Source organism: Streptomyces atratus (assembly GCF_014648655.1).
Taxonomy (GTDB): domain Bacteria; phylum Actinomycetota; class Actinomycetes; order Streptomycetales; family Streptomycetaceae; genus Streptomyces; species Streptomyces atratus.
Window position 1 is genome coordinate 50116 of sequence record NZ_BMRN01000039.1, and the last position, 17048, is coordinate 67163.

At 72.2% G+C, this 17048-nt stretch carries 12 protein-coding genes and 2 pseudogenes; 9 read left to right on the plus strand and 5 right to left on the minus strand.

The window, feature by feature from the left end; all coding sequences use genetic code 11:
• Positions 1–54: 54 nt before the first annotated feature.
• From IEZ15_RS35155 to IEZ15_RS35170, 4 genes are all read left to right on the plus strand, one after another.
• On the plus strand, positions 55–1065 hold the full coding sequence (locus IEZ15_RS35155) for a FecCD family ABC transporter permease (RefSeq protein ID WP_189280963.1): 1011 nt from the start codon (positions 55–57) through the stop codon (positions 1063–1065).
• On the plus strand, positions 1062–2141 hold the full coding sequence (locus tag IEZ15_RS35160) for a FecCD family ABC transporter permease (RefSeq protein ID WP_189280964.1): 1080 nt from the start codon (positions 1062–1064) through the stop codon (positions 2139–2141). The genes IEZ15_RS35155 and IEZ15_RS35160 overlap by 4 nt, the downstream gene beginning before the upstream one ends.
• Positions 2138–2992 (plus strand): ABC transporter ATP-binding protein, encoded by an 855-nt coding sequence (locus tag IEZ15_RS35165; RefSeq protein WP_189280965.1) that lies wholly within the window; start codon positions 2138–2140, stop codon positions 2990–2992. The genes IEZ15_RS35160 and IEZ15_RS35165 overlap by 4 nt, the downstream gene beginning before the upstream one ends.
• A 125-nt stretch (positions 2993–3117) precedes the next feature.
• Positions 3118–4095, plus strand: coding sequence for an ABC transporter substrate-binding protein (locus IEZ15_RS35170; protein ID WP_189280966.1), 978 nt, complete (start codon positions 3118–3120; stop codon positions 4093–4095).
• Positions 4096–4212: 117 nt separating this feature from the next.
• Here the strand turns inward: IEZ15_RS35170 and IEZ15_RS35175 are convergent, their stop codons facing one another.
• The gene (locus IEZ15_RS35175) at positions 4213–5304 is read right to left on the minus strand and encodes a hypothetical protein (RefSeq protein WP_189280967.1); all 1092 of its coding nucleotides are present in this window, start codon (positions 5302–5304) and stop codon (positions 4213–4215) included.
• Positions 5305–5379: 75 nt separating this feature from the next.
• Here IEZ15_RS35175 and IEZ15_RS35180 point away from each other — a divergent pair, with 75 nt between their 5' ends.
• A complete protein-coding gene (locus tag IEZ15_RS35180; RefSeq protein WP_189280968.1) occupies positions 5380–7845 on the plus strand; it encodes a helicase C-terminal domain-containing protein in 2466 nt (821 codons plus the stop codon).
• Between the two features lie 223 nt (positions 7846–8068).
• Complete coding sequence (locus tag IEZ15_RS35185) at positions 8069–9712, plus strand: DNA repair helicase XPB (RefSeq protein WP_114245861.1); 1644 nt, start codon at positions 8069–8071, stop codon at positions 9710–9712.
• A gap of 27 nt (positions 9713–9739) precedes the next feature.
• Here the strand turns inward: IEZ15_RS35185 and IEZ15_RS35190 are convergent, their stop codons facing one another.
• Complete coding sequence (locus tag IEZ15_RS35190) at positions 9740–10003, minus strand: hypothetical protein (protein WP_189280969.1); 264 nt, start codon at positions 10001–10003, stop codon at positions 9740–9742.
• Positions 10004–10024: 21 nt separating this feature from the next.
• Positions 10025–10240 carry a hypothetical protein gene (locus IEZ15_RS35195; RefSeq protein WP_114249204.1) on the minus strand — a complete coding sequence of 72 codons (216 nt, stop codon included), beginning with the start codon at positions 10238–10240 and terminating at the stop codon, positions 10025–10027.
• A 363-nt stretch (positions 10241–10603) separates the two neighbouring features.
• On the opposite strand from IEZ15_RS35195, the gene IEZ15_RS35200 reads away from it, so the two are divergent.
• Positions 10604–12676 carry a HelD family protein gene (locus tag IEZ15_RS35200; RefSeq protein WP_189280970.1) on the plus strand — a complete coding sequence of 691 codons (2073 nt, stop codon included), beginning with the start codon at positions 10604–10606 and terminating at the stop codon, positions 12674–12676.
• 126 nt (positions 12677–12802) lie between these two features.
• On the opposite strand, the gene IEZ15_RS35205 is transcribed toward IEZ15_RS35200, so the two are convergent.
• A complete protein-coding gene (locus tag IEZ15_RS35205) occupies positions 12803–13492 on the minus strand; it encodes a copper homeostasis protein CutC (RefSeq protein WP_189280971.1) in 690 nt (229 codons plus the stop codon).
• Positions 13493–13747: 255 nt separating this feature from the next.
• Here IEZ15_RS35205 and IEZ15_RS35210 point away from each other — a divergent pair, with 255 nt between their 5' ends.
• Positions 13748–16030, plus strand: coding sequence for a heavy metal translocating P-type ATPase (locus IEZ15_RS35210; protein ID WP_189280972.1), 2283 nt, complete (start codon positions 13748–13750; stop codon positions 16028–16030).
• Between the two features lie 84 nt (positions 16031–16114).
• Here the strand turns inward: IEZ15_RS35210 and IEZ15_RS35215 are convergent.
• Positions 16115–16357 (minus strand): annotated as a pseudogene (locus IEZ15_RS35215) (allophanate hydrolase subunit 2 family protein); the annotation flags it as partial.
• A 218-nt stretch (positions 16358–16575) separates the two neighbouring features.
• Between IEZ15_RS35215 and IEZ15_RS35220 the strand changes: the two are divergent.
• Positions 16576–17048 (plus strand): annotated as a pseudogene (locus IEZ15_RS35220) (hypothetical protein); the annotation flags it as partial.

A 17048-nucleotide genomic window follows, 5' to 3' on the forward strand; every position in this document is an offset into this window, starting at 1 on the left:
GGCGATGCTTAGACTTAGCCAAGCCTAACTTTGCTTCGCTTTTGATTGGGTCCGATGTCAGCCGCCGCACCACGCCGCTCCAGACGCGCACTCGCGACGGCGGCGGCCGTCGTGGCGCTGCTGGTGGCGATACTCCTCAGCCTCGCCGTAGGGGCCCGCTCCATACCCCCGTCCGAGGTGATCGACGCCCTGCTGCACGGCGGGCACTCCGACGCCGCCGAAGTCATCCGGAACATGCGGGTGCCGCGCACCCTGATCGGGCTGATGGTCGGCGCGGCGCTGGCCCTCGCGGGCACGGTGCTCCAGGGCATCACCCGTAACCCCATCGCCGATCCCGGCATCCTCGGCATCAGCCAGGGCGCCTCGGTGGGCGTGGTGCTGGCCATCGCGTACGCCGGGATCCACACCTTGACGGGATACGTGTGGTTCGCGTTCGCGGGGGCGGCGATCGCCTCCGTCGCCGTGTACGCCATCGCCTCCAGCGGACGCGGGGGCGCCACCCCTGTGAAACTCGCCCTCGGCGGCGCCGCGATCAACGCGCTGCTGGTGTCGGTGACGATGGCGGTACTGACGACCAAGGCGTCCGCGCTGGACGAATTCCGCTTCTGGCAGGTCGGCTCCATCGCCGGGCGCGAGGCCGATGTGGCCCAGCAGATCTGGCCGTTCATGCTGGTCGGGACCGTGCTCGTGCTGTCCGTCGCCCGCGGGCTCGATGCGCTGGCGCTCGGCGAGGACGTGGCGAAGGGGCTCGGGCAGAAGGTCGCGACGGTACGGATCGTCGGCGGCATCGGGGCCACCGTGCTGACCGGTGTCGGCGTCGCGGCGGCCGGCCCGATCGCGTTCATCGGACTCGCCGTCCCGCACATCGCCCGCGCGATCGTCGGCAGCGACCACCGCTGGGTACTGCCGATGGCGGCACTGATCGGACCCGTCATGCTGCTCGTCTCCGATGTCATCGGCCGCATCCTCTTCCCGCCGAGCGAGGTCCCAGCGGGCGTGATGACGGCGCTGATCGGCGTTCCCTTCCTGGTCACTCTGGTACGCCGGAAGGCGGTGCCCGCATGAGCGACACCACTGTCCGGGTGCGGCCCGCCGGGTACCACGTCGTACGGATCGGGGCGCGGGGCCGGTTCCTGCTGCACCGGCGGGCGACCGTCGTCGCCGCCGCCCTCGTCGTCTCGCTGGCCGCCGTCTGTGTCGCGTACCTCTGCGTCGGCGAGAGCTTCGTCGCGCCCGGCGAGGTCGTGAAGGTGATCCTGGGGCAGCCGTCCCCGGACGAACTGGTCGTCGGGACGCTGCGGCTGCCGCGGATGGTCGTCGGGCTGCTGGTCGGTGCGGCGTTCGGGATCGCCGGTGCGCTGATCCAGACCGTCGCCCGCAATCCACTGGCCAGCCCCGACATCATCGGCATCAGCCAGGGGGCGAGCGCGCTCACGGTCGGTGCGATGACCTTCGGCGTCACCTCGTACACCGTGCTGCCGTACCTGTCCGTCATCGGCGGAGTGGCCGCGGCGGCGCTGGTGTACGTCTTCGCCTGGCGCGGCGGGCTGCACGCCACCCGCTTCGTCCTCATCGGCATCGGCTTCGCCATCGCGCTGCGGTCCGTCACCACACTGTTCCTGACGAAGGGCGACTATCTGGTCGCCCAGCAGGCGCAGATCTGGATGACCGGTTCGCTCAACGGCCGCGGCTGGTCCGAGGCCGCGCCGATCGGCTGGACGCTGCTGATCCTGCTGCCGGCCGTCCTGTGGGCCGCCCGCGCCCAGCGCACCGTCTCGATGGACGACGACACCGCGACGGCCCTCGGGGTGCGTCTGGGACGGGTACGGCTGGGGCTCGTCGCACTCGGTGTGGTCCTGGCGTCCGTGGCGACCGGGACGGCCGGTCCGGTCGACTTCGTGGCGCTGCTCGCCCCGCAGATCGCCCGCCGGATGACCCGTACCGCGCAGATTCCGCTGTTCTGCTCGGCGCTGCTCGGTGCGTTGATCGTCGTCTTCGCGGATCTGCTGGCGCGCAGGCTCTTCTCGCCCACCGAGCTGCCGGTGGGCGTTCTGACGGCGGCGGTCGGCGCCCCGTATCTGATCTGGCTGATCATCCGCGGCCACGGCGGCGGTCGCGGCCGTAGTGGAGGCACTGCATGAGCTCGACCCGTACGTCCGACGCCACGGCGACCGCGACCAGCCGGCTCACGGTGCGGGAGCTGACTCTCGCCTACGAGGACCGCACCGTCGTCCACGAACTGGACCTCGCCGTTCCCGACGGACAGGTCACCGTCATCGTCGGCCCGAACGCCTGCGGCAAGTCGACCACGCTGCGCGCGCTCGGCCGGCTCCTCAAGCCGCGCGGCGGGGCCGTGCTCCTCGACGGCACCGAGCTGTCGAAGATCCCCACGCGGAAGATCGCCCAGTCGATCGGGCTGCTGCCGCAGACCCCGGTGGCTCCGGAGGCCATCAGCGTCTCCGATCTCGTCGCCCGCGGTCGGCAGCCGCATCAGCACTGGTGGCAGCAGTGGTCCCAGGAGGACGAGCGGGCGGTGACGGACGCGATGGAGCGTACGGACGTCACCGCGCTCGGCGACCGGTCGGTGGACGAGCTGTCCGGCGGGCAGCGCCAGCGGGTCTGGATCGCGATGGCCCTCGCGCAGGAGACCGATCTGCTGCTGCTCGACGAGCCGACCACGTACCTCGACATCGCCCACCAGGTGGAGGTCCTGGACCTGGTGCGCCGGCTCACCGCCCCGGCGGCGGACGGCACCCGCGGCCGGACCGTCGTCACCGTGCTCCACGACCTCAACCAGGCCGCCCGGTACGCGGACCACCTGGTCGCCATGAAGGCGGGCCGGATCGTCGCCGAGGGCCACCCGAACGACATCGTCACCGCCGGTCTCGTGCGCGAGGTCTTCGGCCTGGACGCGGTGATCGTCCCGTGCCCGGTGACGGGTTCGCCGCTCGTGGTGCCGGGGGCGCCTTGGCAGGCCACGCCGGAGCTGTGAATCCGCGCCCCGCTTCCGGCCGGACCCCCCTCGCCATCCCGCCCCGGCAACCGGTTCGCCCGCGACGGCCGGCCGCCGGCACATCCGTGACCGCCCCGCCCCCGATCCCCCCGAAAGGCAAGTCCATGACCACCCACGCCCGCCGCCGCGGACTCAGCCTCGGCGCCCTCGCCCTGACCGGCGCCCTCGCGCTCTGTGCCTGTGGCTCCTCGGACTCCGACAGCGGCAACGACAGCGGCTCCGGCGCCGCCAGGACCCACACCATGAAGACGGCCATGGGCGACGTCAAGGTCCCCGTGAACCCGCAGCGCGTCGTGGTCCTCGACACCGGTGAGCTGGACTCCGCACTCACCCTCGGCGTGCAGCCGGTCGGCGCGACGCACTCGGCGACGGAGGACGGCTTCCCCTCCTACCTGCCCGAGAGCCGGACGAAGGACATCAAGGAAGTCGGCGAGATCGCCAACCCCAACCTGGAGACCGTCGCCTCGCTGAAGCCGGACCTCATCCTCACCAGCAAGGTCCGTGACGGTGACCGTTACGAGCAGCTCAGTGCGATCGCCCCCACCGTGATGACCGAGTCCACCGGGACCGCCTGGAAGGAGAACTTCCGGACGCACGCGGAGGCGCTCGGCAAGCAGGCCGAGGCGAAGAAGGTCGTCGCCGAGTACGACGCCCATGTCGCGGACGTGACCGAGGCGATCGGCGGCAAGGAGAAGGCGGCCGCCACGGACGTCAACTTCGTCCGCTTCGTCGAGGGCGCCGACATCCGCATCTACGGCAAGCAGAACTACATCGGCTCGATCCTCGCCGACCTCGGCATGGGCCGCCCCGCGATCACCGACAAGGCCAAGGACGGCTTCTCGTACGACGTGTCCCCCGAGAAGATCGACCTCGCGGACACGGACGTCATCTTCACGTCGACGTACGGCGACCCGGAGAAGGCGGGGGCGACCAAGACGATGAACAGCGGCCTGTGGAAGGGGCTGACGGCGTCCAAGGACGACAAGGTCTTCAAGGTCGACGACCGCCTGTGGATCGCGGGCATCGGGTACACGGCCGCGGACCAGATCCTCGACGAGTTCCAGACGGATCTGACGAAGTAGGGCGGGACAGGGTGAGCCTTTCCGGCGGGCATTCGGGCCCGGGCGAGAACGCGCAACGGTTCCGTCCTCAATCGCCGGACGGGCTTGATCTTGCCGCCGGCCGGCGCGCGCCCCCGCCTACCCCTCCCGCTTCCGCGCCCGCCACACCAGGAACACCGCCGACGCCACCGCGGCCGTGCGCACCACCACCGGCCACACCCCGCTCAGCGCCTCCGCCATCCCGTCCTGCGGGATCGGCTCGCCCCAGCGGCCCTCCGTCCGGCCCCAGAGCCAGACGAGTGCGCCCGCCACGACCACGCCGGGCAGCCCCATCGCGGCCCATTTCGCCTCCGCGCGGGACAACTTGCGCGAGCTGTACGCGAGCAGCCAGCCACCCGCCAGGGCCAGCCAGGAGCCCATCACGGCGCCCACGACCAGCAGCCCTGCGGCAAGCAGCAAAAAGGGGTGGGAGAAACCCCGGGCCCTCGACTCGCGCGGGGCGCGGCGGCGGAGGCCAGGGAGCCGTCGGCGTCGCGGCGCGGCCTCGTCGGTGCCGACGTCCTCGGCCGGACCGTCGTCCGCCGAGTCGCCCGCGCGCGGGCGCGGAACGGCGTCCCGGGCCGGCGGCGGCTTCATCATGTCCGGGATCTCGACGCCACCGACGAACCCCGGCACACCGACCCCGTCACCGAACGGCTCCGGCTCGATCCGCCACCAGTCGGGCTCGCTCCCGGACGGCCCCAGTTCGTCCGTACCGGCCATGTGCGGCGGCGAAGGCACCCGACCGGCCGCCGCTTCCGGAGCCGCGGAGTCCGCTGTGTCCGCCGTGTTCGCTGTGTCCGCTGTGTTCTCGGGGTCCCTGTCCGGCGCCTGTGCCCGCGCCCGCGACGCGCCCTTGCCGGAACTGTCTTTCCGGAGCATCCCCTTGCGCGGACGGGGAACGCCGCGCCCCTCCCCCGCGGCGGGTCCCGGCCCCTGCGGCAGCTCCACCGTGCCGTCCGCCGACGCGGCCGCAGCGGCGACCAGTTCGTCCGGCGTGCCGAGCCTCCCGATGATGCGGCGGACCGCCGCCGGGGCGTCCCCGGACTGCTCTCCGCGCTGCCGGTCGATCTCGCCCCGGAGTGTCGCGACGAGCCTCATCCGCGTACCCGAGGACAGTTGTTGCTGCTGTGCCAGGTCCCCGACCCGGCTCAGATAGTCGTAGACGAGCTGGTCGCTCTCGATGCCCACGCGATGGTTCCCCTCTACGGCCCTGCACCGACGGTAGCGCCCTTGAGCCTGTCCGGAGCGACTACCGTGGGACGGATGGGGATGACCACACCACCGCGGACGCTCGCCGAAGCTCTCCGCGCCCGGGACGACGAGTCGTTGGCGGGGCTGCTGCGTGCCCGCCCCGATCTCCTCACCCCCGTACCGGGCGACATCACTCAGCTCGCGACGAGAGCCGGCACGCGCGCCTCCGTCGTACGCGCCCTGGAACACCTCGACCGGTTCGCTCTGCAGACCGCCGAGGCGCTCGCCGTGGCCCCCGACCCCGCCCCGTACGAGACGCTGCTCGGCCTCCTCACCGGCGACGGCAGGGACGACGGCGAGTACCGCGGCGACGCGGACGCGGCGATCGGAGACGCGCTGCCCGCCGCCCTGACCACCCTGCGCGAACAGGCCCTCGTCTGGGGCGAGGACGACCGGCTACGGCTGGTGCGCACCGCACGCGAACTCCTCGCGCCCTCCCCGCAGTACCCCTCCCCGACCGGTCTGGGCCCGACCGTCGCGGAGGCCACCGCCGGAATGTCGCCGGGCCGACTCCAGGACATCCTGGCGACCGCCGGACTGCCCGCCACCCATGACCCGGTCTCCGCCGTGACGTCCCTGTCCGCGCTCTTCACCGACCGGGCCAGAATGGGCGAGCTGCTGGACACCGCCCCCGCAGAAGCCCTGTCCGTACTGGACCGGCTGGTGTGGGGGCCGCCGTACGGGGAAGTGACCCCGAACCCCACCCCGCCCGTGAAATGGCTGCGCGACCGCGGGCTGCTGCTGCCCGTGTCGACCCGCACCGTGGTGCTGCCCCGCGAGGCCGCCCTGCATCTGCGGGCCGGGCGCGCCCACCGTGTGCCGGAACCTCAGCCGCCCGCCGTGGAGGCGGTCGCGAACCGTGATCCCCAGGCTGTGGACAGTGCCGCGGCCGGCCAGGCGTTCCTGGCGGTGACCACCGTCGAGGAGCTGCTGAAGAGCTGGAACGGCGGCGGCCCCGCGATACTGCGCGCCGGCGGGCTCAGTGTGCGCGAGCTGAAGAAGACCGCCACCACCCTCGACGTCTCCGAGCCCGTCGCCGCGTTCTGGGTCGAACTCGCCTACGCGGCCGGGCTGCTGGCCTCCGACGCAGAGGCCGACGAACGGTACGCGCCGACGCCCGCGTACGACGACTGGGCCGAACTCCCCGCCCAGGACCGCTGGGTACGCCTCGCCACCGCCTGGCTCGCCGCCACCCGTACCCCGGGCCTGGTCGGCGGCCAGGACGCCAAGGGCCGGGCCCTGTCCGCCCTCGGCCCCGACCTCGACCGCTCCGCCGCCCCCGAGGTGCGCCACCGGGTCCTGGCCCTCCTCGCCTCCCTGGACCCGGGCACCGCCCCCGCCCCGGAGACAGTGCTCGCCCGGCTCCGCTGGGAACGCCCCCTGCGCGGTGCCTCCGCCTCCGCCGGGGACACCACCGACCTGCGGTCCCGGATCGCCCTGTGGACGCTCAACGAGTCCGAGCTCCTCGGCATCACCGGCCGCGGGGCGCTCGCCGCGCACACCCGCGCCCTGCTCGACTCCGGACCGGCCGAGGCCGCCGCGCTGCTCGCGCCCCTCATCCCGGAGCCGCTGGACCACGTCCTGCTCCAGGCCGACCTGACGGCCGTCGCCCCCGGTCCGCTGGAGCGCCCCCTGGCGGACATGCTCTCCGCCCTCGCGGACATCGAGTCGAAGGGCGGCGCGACGGTCTACCGGTTCACCCCCGGGTCCGTACGCCGCGCCCTGGACGCCGGACAGTCCGCAGCCGATCTGCACGCGTTCCTCGCCGCACACAGCCGTACCCCGGTGCCGCAGCCGCTCAGCTACCTCATCGACGACGTCGCCCGCCGCCACGGCCATCTGCGGATCGGCGCCGCCTCCTCGTACGTGCGCTGCGACGACGAGGCCGTGCTGAACGAGCTCCTCGCCGACAGGCGCTCGGCCACCCTGCGCCTGCGTCGCCTCGCACCGACGGCCCTGGCCGCCCAGGTCGACCCGGCGTCCCTGCTCGAAGGGCTGCGCGAGATGGGGTACGCGCCGGCCGCCGAGTCCGCCGAGGGCGATGTCCTGATCACCCGCGCGGGCGCCCGCCGCACCCCGCCCCGCACGGCCCCCGTCCCCGTGCCCGAGGGCCCTCCGGTCCCGGACGCCACCCTGCTCGGCGCGGCGGTAAGGGCGATCCGCGCCGGGGACACGGCCGCCACGGTGGCCCGCAAGGACAACGGCACCACCGACGCGCCCGCGGCCTCGTCCGGCTCCCTGCCCCGTACGACCTCCGCCGAGACCCTCGCCACCGTCCAGGCCGCCGCGATGACCGGCTCGGCGCTCTGGATCGGCTACGTCAACGCGGACGGCGCGGCCAGCCAGCGCGTCATCGCCCCGGTCCGGGTCGAGGGCGGGTTCGTCACCGCGTACGACCACACGGCGGACGAGGTCCGCACGTACCCGCTGCACCGGATCACCGGCGTCGCCGAACTGGCCGACGACGCCACGCCCTGAGGCTTCCCCCGCTCAGGCCCGGTCCGGCGACGACAGCAGCCACCGGGCTCCGGTCGTCCGGCCGGTCCGGTCGTTCCGGAGCCGTCGCCCCGGCGGCAGCGTCGGTCGTCCCGGGACCGTACGCCCCTGTGCGGAGCAGCACACCGCCCCATGGCCCCCGCATGCGGCACACTGGACGTTTGGCCGTTCCCGGCCGTTCCCGCAGCAGAAAGGGCCGAAGCGCGTGACCGGACCCCTCATCGTCCAGAGCGACAAGACACTGCTCCTGGAAGTCGACCACGATCAGGCCGACGCCTGCCGTCGGGCGATCGCGCCCTTCGCCGAGCTGGAGCGGGCACCCGAGCACATCCACACCTACCGGCTGACCCCGCTCGGGCTGTGGAACGCGCGCGCCGCCGGGCACGACGCCGAGCAGGTCGTCGACGCGCTCGTGCAGTACTCGCGCTATCCCGTTCCGCACGCGCTGCTCGTCGACATCGCCGAGACGATGGCCAGGTACGGCCGCCTCACCCTCTCCAAGCATCCGGTCCACGGTCTGGTGCTGACCTCCACGGACCGGCCCGTGCTGGAGGAGATCCTCCGGTCGAAGAAGGTCCAGCCACTGGTCGGGGCGCGGATCGACCCGGACACCGTGGCCGTGCACCCCTCGGAGCGCGGGCAGATCAAGCAGACGCTGCTGAAGCTGGGCTGGCCGGCCGAGGACCTCGCGGGTTACGTGGACGGCGAGGCGCACCCCATCGAGCTCGCGGAGGACGGCTGGGCGCTGCGGCCGTACCAGAAGCAGGCCGTCGAGGGGTTCTGGCACGGCGGCTCGGGTGTCGTCGTGCTGCCCTGCGGTGCGGGGAAGACGCTGGTCGGGGCAGGTGCGATGGCCCAGGCCAAGGCGACCACGCTGATCCTGGTGACGAACACCGTCTCGGCCCGGCAGTGGAAGCACGAGCTGGTGAAGCGGACCTCGCTGACCGAGGACGAGATCGGCGAGTACAGCGGTACGCGCAAGGAGATCCGGCCGGTCACCATCGCCACTTACCAGGTGCTGACGACCCGCCGCAAGGGCATCTACCCGCACCTGGAGCTGTTCGACTCCCGCGACTGGGGTCTGGTGATCTACGACGAGGTGCATCTGCTGCCCGCGCCCGTCTTCAAGTTCACCGCCGACCTGCAGGCCCGGCGCCGCCTCGGCCTCACCGCGACGCTGGTGCGTGAGGACGGCCGCGAGTCGGACGTCTTCTCGCTGATCGGGCCCAAGCGGTTCGACGCCCCGTGGAAGGAGATCGAGGCGCAGGGCTACATCGCGCCCGCCGACTGTGTCGAGGTACGGGTCAATCTGACGGACTCGGAGCGGCTCGCGTACGCGACCGCCGAAACCGAGGAGAAGTACCGGTTCTGTGCGACGACCGCGACGAAGCGGAAGGTGACGGAGGCGCTGGTACGCAAGCACCGGGGCGAGCAGACCCTTGTCATCGGGCAGTACATCGACCAGCTCGACGAGCTGGGTGAGCATCTGAACGCCCCGGTGATCAAGGGCGAGACGAGCAACGCCCAGCGCGAGAAGCTCTTCGACGCGTTCCGGGAGGGCGAGCTCAGCGTCCTCGTGGTGTCGAAGGTCGCGAACTTCTCCATCGACCTGCCGGAGGCGACCGTCGCCATTCAGGTCTCGGGTACGTTCGGCTCGCGGCAGGAGGAGGCGCAGCGGCTCGGCCGGGTGCTGCGGCCGAAGGCCGACGGGCACGAGGCGCGGTTCTACTCGGTGGTCGCCCGCGACACGATCGACCAGGACTTCGCGGCGCACCGCCAGCGCTTCCTGGCCGAGCAGGGGTACGCCTACCGGATCGTGGACGCGGACGAGCTGCTGACCGACAACTGAGGCCGGCAACCGACCCGCGTACGCCGGTCAGTTGCTGAAGATCAGCAGCGGCAGCAGGTCCGCCGCGATCACCGCGTGCGGCAGCAGCGCGAAGGCCGCGGCCCGTCGACGGGCCGCGGTCCAGCGCGAGCGCCATGGCAGAACCCACGTGACGAACAGGCCCAGAGGTGTCACGTACAAAATCGCTCGGGCGGCGGTCCACATGATGTTCCGGGTGGCCCCGGCGCCCCAGGAGCAGGCACTCTGCGCGTCACAGCTGCCGGGCCCCATGAGGGCGAAGAGGACGATCATCCCCGGTGAGGTTGTGCGTACTCAGTGCTCGCGGCGGTGAACGCCTCGGTGGACGCCTCGGTGGACGCCCGCCTCTTCCGCGTACTCGCCGAGGACGAGCACGCCGAACGCGGCGCGGGCGTAGACCTTGACGGCACGCAGGGCGTCGCCGACGTGATGGGTGTACGGGTGACCGGTGGCCGCGGTCGCGCCGTGCGCGGGGCCGGTCCTGCGGGGGTTCAAAGAGACGGTGCTCATGTACTCCATGGTCCTGCGGCCGGCCCGTGAAGGCATCGCCCCGCGGACGGAACCCTGGGGCGGTGCGCGTAGGTCTCCGGTCGCACGGCGTCCCCTACGGAACGGTCCCGGCATCAAAACCGTTCGACCGTGGCGAGGACGGTCGATACAATCGCCGGTCTGCCCGCCTCCCGCACCGTGGTACCGGCCATCGCCGGCAGCCGGGGGAGCGCCGCCGACCGGACGGAAACCGGCCGACAGCTGTACGTACACCTGCGTGCGTACCCCGTGATCGATCCCCCGAGCGGACCGCGTCACCCCCGAGCCGTAACAGGGGGCGAGGTGCGGTCCGCCGTCCTGCGTTGAACAGCCGGAGGCAACACCGTGCCCGCGCACGAACACGAAAGCGACACCACCACCGATCCCCTGGCTCGTGAACGCGCCCATCTCGCCGCGTCCCGCTCCGCGTTGCGCGCCATGCGCGAGGACGCCCAGGCCCTCGACATCCGCGATGTCACCGCGAACTGGGTCAACGCGGCCGTCCTGCAGGCCCAGATCGACGAGCGCATCAAGTCCCTCGCCGATCTCGCCCACACCCCGCTCTTCTTCGGCCGCCTGGACTATCTGCACCGGGTCGGTGCCGAGCAGGCCGAGGGCGCCGAGGGAGAGCAGTTCTACATCGGGCGCCGCCACGTCCATGACGCCGACGGCGACCCGATGGTCATCGACTGGCGTGCCCCCGTCTCGCAGCCGTTCTACCGGGCCTCCAAGAAGGATCCCCAGGATGTCGGCCAGCGCCGCCGCTTCGGCTACACCGGCGGCGAGCTGACGGCGTACGAGGACGAGCACCTCAGCGACCCCACCGAGGCCGCGCAGACCAGCAAGCTCCTCCAGGCGGAGATCGAGCGGCCGCGTGTCGGTCCGATGCGTGACATCGTCGCGACGATCCAGCCGGAGCAGGACGAGATCGTCCGTAGCGGTCTCGGCGGGACGGTCTGCGTGCAGGGAGGGCCCGGCACCGGTAAGACGGCCGTCGGCCTGCACCGTGTCGCGTACCTCCTGTACGCCCACCGGGAGCGCCTGGCCCGTACCGGCACGCTGGTCATCGGGCCGAACCGTTCCTTCCTCCACTACATCGAGCAGGTGCTCCCGGCCCTCGGTGAGCTGGAGGTGAAGCAGGCGACCGTCGACGATCTCGTGACGGCGGGCATCGAGGTGCGCGGCACGGACTCGGCGGCAGCCGCCGTCGTCAAGGGCGACGCCAGGATGGCGGAGGTGCTGCGGCGGGCGATCCGTTCCCATGTGACGTTGCCGACGGAGCCGGTGATGGTGGTGCGCGGTTCGCGCCGCTGGCGGGTGCCGGCGTACGAGCTGGAGGAGATCGTCACCGAACTGCTGGCCCGCGACATGCGGTACGGGGCCGCCCATGAGGCGCTTCCGCAGCGCATCGCGCACTGTGTCCTGGTCCGGATGGAGGAGGCCGGCGAGGCGCCCGACGACCGGGTGCAGAACGCGGTGGCCCGTAACCCCGCCGTGAAGGCGGCCGTGAAGGCGATCTGGCCGGCCGTCGAACCGGCCAAGCTGGTGCTGCGGCTGCTCGTCGACGCGGAGTTCCTGGCCGCCCACGCTCAGGGGCTGCTCACCGAGGACGAGCAGAAGACGATCCTGTGGACCAGGCCGGTCCGCAGCGTGAAGTCCGCGAAGTGGTCGGCGGCGGACGCGGTGCTGATCGACGAGGCGAACGACCTGGTGGCGCGTACGCACTCGCTCGGCCATGTCGTGCTCGACGAGGCGCAGGACCTGTCCCCCATGCAGTACCGGGCGGTGGGCCGCCGCTGCTCGACGGGTTCGGCGACGGTTCTCGGTGACCTGGCGCAGGGCACGACGCCGTGGTCGACGGAGAGCTGGGCGCAGGCGCTGCACCACCTGGGCAAGTCGGACGCGGTGGTGGAGGAGCTGACGGCGGGCTTCCGTGTGCCGCGCGAGGTGATCGCGTACGCCTCACGGCTGTTGCCGGTGATCTCGCCGGGCCTCGCGGCGGTGGAGTCGGTGCGTGAGTCGCCGGGTTCGCTGGAGGTACGGGAGGTGGGCGATCCGGCGGAGCTGGACGCGGCGGTGCTGGCGGCGTGCGAGGAGTCGTTGAGGCAGGAGGGGTCGATCGGGCTGATCGCGGCCGATGCGCGGATTCCGGCGCTGGCCGATGCGCTGGCCGCGGCTGGCCACGCGTATCTCTCCCCCGGTGAGGAGACGACCGCCGAGTCCCGGCTGACCCTGGTCCCGGCGTCGCTGGCGAAGGGCCTGGAGTACGACTACGTGGTACTGGACGAGCCGGCCGCGGTGGTGGACGGCGAGCCGGACGAGCGCACGGGGCTGCGCCGGTTGTACGTGGCGCTGACGCGTGCGGTGTCGGGGCTGACGGTGGTGCATGCGGCGGAACTGCCGGCTCAGCTGCTGTAGCGCGGCGCGTTCCAGCCCCTCCGGCGTTTGAGGAGCGGGGTCCGGGGCGGAGTCCCGGTTACGGGAAGGGGCGGGTCGGGGAACAAGCCCTCCGCGGGGCGACCCGCGCCGCCCCGCCCCGCCCCGCTACGCGTCGAGCACCGCCCGCCACTCCCGTACCGCCGCCGCGTCCACCGGACCCGACCAGCCGTGCGGGCGTGCGGCGCCGCCGATGTGTACGGCGTCGATGCCCGCGGACAGCAGCTGTGGCAGGTGCTCCAGGCGGAGCCCGCCGCCCACCAGGATCTGCGGCTCGTAGCCGGGCTCACCCTTGCGCGCCGCCTCGGCCAGCAGCGTCGGGATGCCGTCGTCGACGCCCTTGGGCGAACCCGCGGTGAGGTACGTGTCCAGGCCCGGCATGTCCGCCAGCTGCTTGCGCAGGGCGTCCCGGTCGGCGGCCCGGTCGATCGCGCGGTGGAAGGTCCAGCGGCAGCCGTCCAGCTCGGCGACGAGGCGTTCGACGGCGACCAGGTCCGGGTGGCCCTCGGCGTCCAGGAAGCCCAGGACGAATTCCTCGGCGCCCTGCGCCCGCAGCTCGTGCGCCCTGGCCACGAGCACATCGATGTCACCGGCCGCGAAGCCGTCCGCCAGTCTGAGCATCACCCGCAGCGGAATGTCCACCGCCGCCCGGATCTCCGCGAAGGTCGCGCAGGACGGCGTCAGACCGTCCGCCGCCATGTCGGTGACCAGCTCGAGCCGGTCTGCACCACCCGCCTGGGCAGCGACCGCGTCCCCCGCGTCGAGAGCGATCACCTCCAGGACTGCACGGTTGCTCATGTGATCCCAATCCTCCAGGAAGCAGCAATGAATAAATAGGTCTAGTCCAATGACCAGCTTACGGGCGGTCGACCGAGGGCGCAGCCTCGATGTGACGTGAAGATACGTGAGGTCAGACGCACATCAGGCGATCGGGCGCGCACACTCCGGACCCCGGCGGTGGATCACCCTTGCGCTTTATAGGGGTGGGGGGTATACATGAATCAGCAATGTATACCCCCTAGGGGTATCGACGTCTCCGCCAGGGAGGACATCGTGTCCGCGCACACCGCCACAACCGGCACCGGAACAGCCGTCGGCACCACCGCAGAGGTCGAGCTCGCGATCGGCGGCATGACCTGCGCCTCCTGCGCGGCCCGTATCGAGAAGAAGCTCAACCGGATGGACGGCGTCGAGGCCACCGTCAATTACGCCACCGAGAAGGCCAAGGTCAGCTACCGGGGCGAGGACATCTCCGTACAGGACCTGATCGCCACCGTCGAGAAGACCGGCTACACCGCGCACGAGCCCGCTCCCCCGGTGCGTACCGAGGACGACGCCCCCGGGGCCGCGGAGGCCGACGAGCTGCGGCCCCTGCGGCAGCGGCTGCTCACCGCCGTCGTGCTCGCCGTGCCGGTGATCGCCATGTCGATGGTCCCGGCGCTCCAGTTCGACTACTGGCAGTGGCTCTCACTGACCCTGACGGCCCCCGTCGTCACATACGCCGCCTGGCCCTTCCACCGCGCCGCCTGGACCAACGCCAAGCACGGCGCGGCAACGATGGACACCCTGATCTCGGTCGGCACCTCGGCCGCGTTCCTGTGGTCGGTGTGGGCGCTGTTCTTCGGCACGGCGGGCATGGTCGGCATGACCCACCCGTTCGAGCTGACCATCGGCCGCAGCGACGGCGCCGGGAACATATACCTGGAGGCCGCAGCCGGAGTCACGGCCTTCATCCTGGCCGGGCGCTACTTCGAGGCCCGCTCCAAGCGGAAGGCGGGCGCGGCCCTCAAGGCGCTGCTCGAACTCGGGGCCAAGGAGGTGACCGTGCTGCGCGGCGGCCATGAGGTGACCGTGCCGACCGCCGACCTCCAGGTCGGGGACCGGTTCCTGGTCCGCCCCGGCGAGAAGATCGCCACCGACGGCACCGTCGTGGAAGGCGCATCGGCCGTGGACGCGTCGATGCTCACCGGTGAGTCCGTACCCGTGGAGGTCGGCGTCGGCAACTCGGTCACCGGGGCCACGCTCAACGCGGGCGGCCGGCTCGTCGTCGAGGCCACCCGCATCGGCGCCGACACCCAGCTGGCCCGGATGGCCAAGCTCGTCGAGGACGCGCAGAACGGCAAGGCCGCGGCCCAGCGTCTCGCGGACCGAATCTCCGCCGTCTTCGTCCCCGTCGTCATCGCCCTCGCGCTCGGCACGCTCGGTTTCTGGCTCGGCAACGGCGCCGGCCTGACCGCGGCGTTCACCGCCGCCGTCGCCGTACTGATCATCGCCTGCCCCTGCGCCCTGGGCCTCGCCACCCCCACCGCCCTCATGGTCGGTACGGGGCGCGGCGCCCAGCTCGGCATCCTGATCAAGGGCCCGGAGGTCCTGGAGACCACGCGCCGCGTCGACACGATCGTCCTCGACAAGACCGGCACGGTCACCACCGGCCGGATGACCCTGCTGGACGTGCACACGGCGGACGGTACGGACGAGAGCGATGTGCTGCGGCTCGCGGGCGCCCTGGAGCACTCTTCCGAACACCCCATAGCCCAGGCCGTCGCCGCCGGAGCCGCCGAGCGCACCGGTGCCGCCCTGCCCACCCCCGAGGACTTCGCCAACGTCGCGGGCCTCGGTGTGCAGGGCGTCGTCGAGGGCCACGCCGTCCTCGTCGGCCGTGAGCAGCTGCTCGCCGAGTGGGAGATCCACCTGCCGGTGGAGCTGGCCCGGCAGAAGGCCGCGGCGGAGGCCGCCGGACGGACGGCCATCGCGGTCGCCTGGGACGGCGAGGCACGGGCGGTCCTCGAGGTCGCCGACGCGGTGAAGGACACCAGCGCCGAGGCCGTCGAGCGGCTGCGCGCCCTCGGTCTGACCCCGATCCTGCTCACCGGCGACAACCGGGCGGTGGCCGAGGCGGTCGCGGCCGAGGTCGGGATCGAGAAGGTGTACGCGGAGGTCATGCCGGAGGACAAGGTCGACGTCGTCAAGGACCTCCAGGCTCAGGGCCGTTCGGTCGCCATGGTCGGTGACGGTGTCAACGACGCGGCCGCCCTCGCCCAGGCCGACCTGGGCCTGGCGATGGGTACGGGCACGGACGCCGCGATCGAGGCCGGTGACCTGACGCTGGTGCGCGGGGACCTGCGGGCCGCGGCGGACGCCATCCGGCTCTCCCGCAAGACGCTGGGCACCATCCGTACGAACCTGTTCTGGGCCTTCGCCTACAACGTGGCCGCCCTGCCGCTCGCCGCGGCCGGGCTGCTCAACCCGATGATCGCGGGCGCGGCCATGGCGTTCTCGTCGGTCTTCGTGGTCGGCAACTCGCTGCGGCTGCGGGGGTTCAGGGCTGCGGCGTAGGACGGTGGCGTGGGGCAGCCGCGCGGTCCCGGCCGCACGGGGCGGCGGCGGCCGAGGCCGGCCGGTCCTCAGCCCGGCCGCACGAAACCGCACCCGGGTTCCCGGCACCGTCTGTGCCGCGCCCGCGAGTGCGGTTTCGTGCACGACACCGACAACCGGGCACCCCCTCGTCGGATGGTCGTTGAGGAACACCACCGGGCGCCCGTCCGACGGCAACTGAATCGCGCCGAGCACTGCGCCTGCACGGACCACTGACCGGCCACCTTCGCCGCACTGGCCCTGGACACCGCGCCCGGCCACTGACCGGTTCGGCGCACCGCCGCCCATGCAACGACCGGGCGGCTCGGCGGGCGGCTCCCGGCCCGGACACCTGCCCCATCGGGCAGTTCTCGTTGCCCGGGCCTCCACACCGGCGCCCGCGCTTCCGGCCGTTCTCGCCCCCACACTTGCCACATGGTGGGGACACTCGGTCAGATCGATGATGTCCGCTCGTACCCCGGGTACTAGGGCACGCTGCGGTGAAGGACTCTCCCGACAATGCCTCCGTGTCCGGCCGCGGGGGCACCCCCCGTCAGGAGAACGTGACACTCAAGCCCGAAGTGTCACGTTCGCAGGCGCCCCCACCCCACCGCCCACCGGGCGACCGCCCCGCCCCCGACCCCCGCAGCCTGCAACGCCTGCAACGCGCGGCAGGCAACGCGGCGGTCTCCCGGCTGGTGGCCCAGCGCTATACCGCCCCCGTGAAGCCATCGCCGGCCCAGGCCCCCGGCTTCCGCAAGGTCAAGGCCGATGTGGCAGCGAAGCGGACGAAGATCGCAGCCCATGCCCCCGCCACCACCGAGTCGAAGTCGGCACAGGACGCGGCGATCGCTCCCCCCGACGACAAGGAGGCACAGGGCAAGGCGGCGAACGCCGAGAAGATGAACGCCGCGAAGCCCGGCGAGTTCAACAAGCAGGCGTTCATCGACGCGGTGAACAAGGCCATCGACGCGCAGGCGCCGAAGAACCTCGACGACGC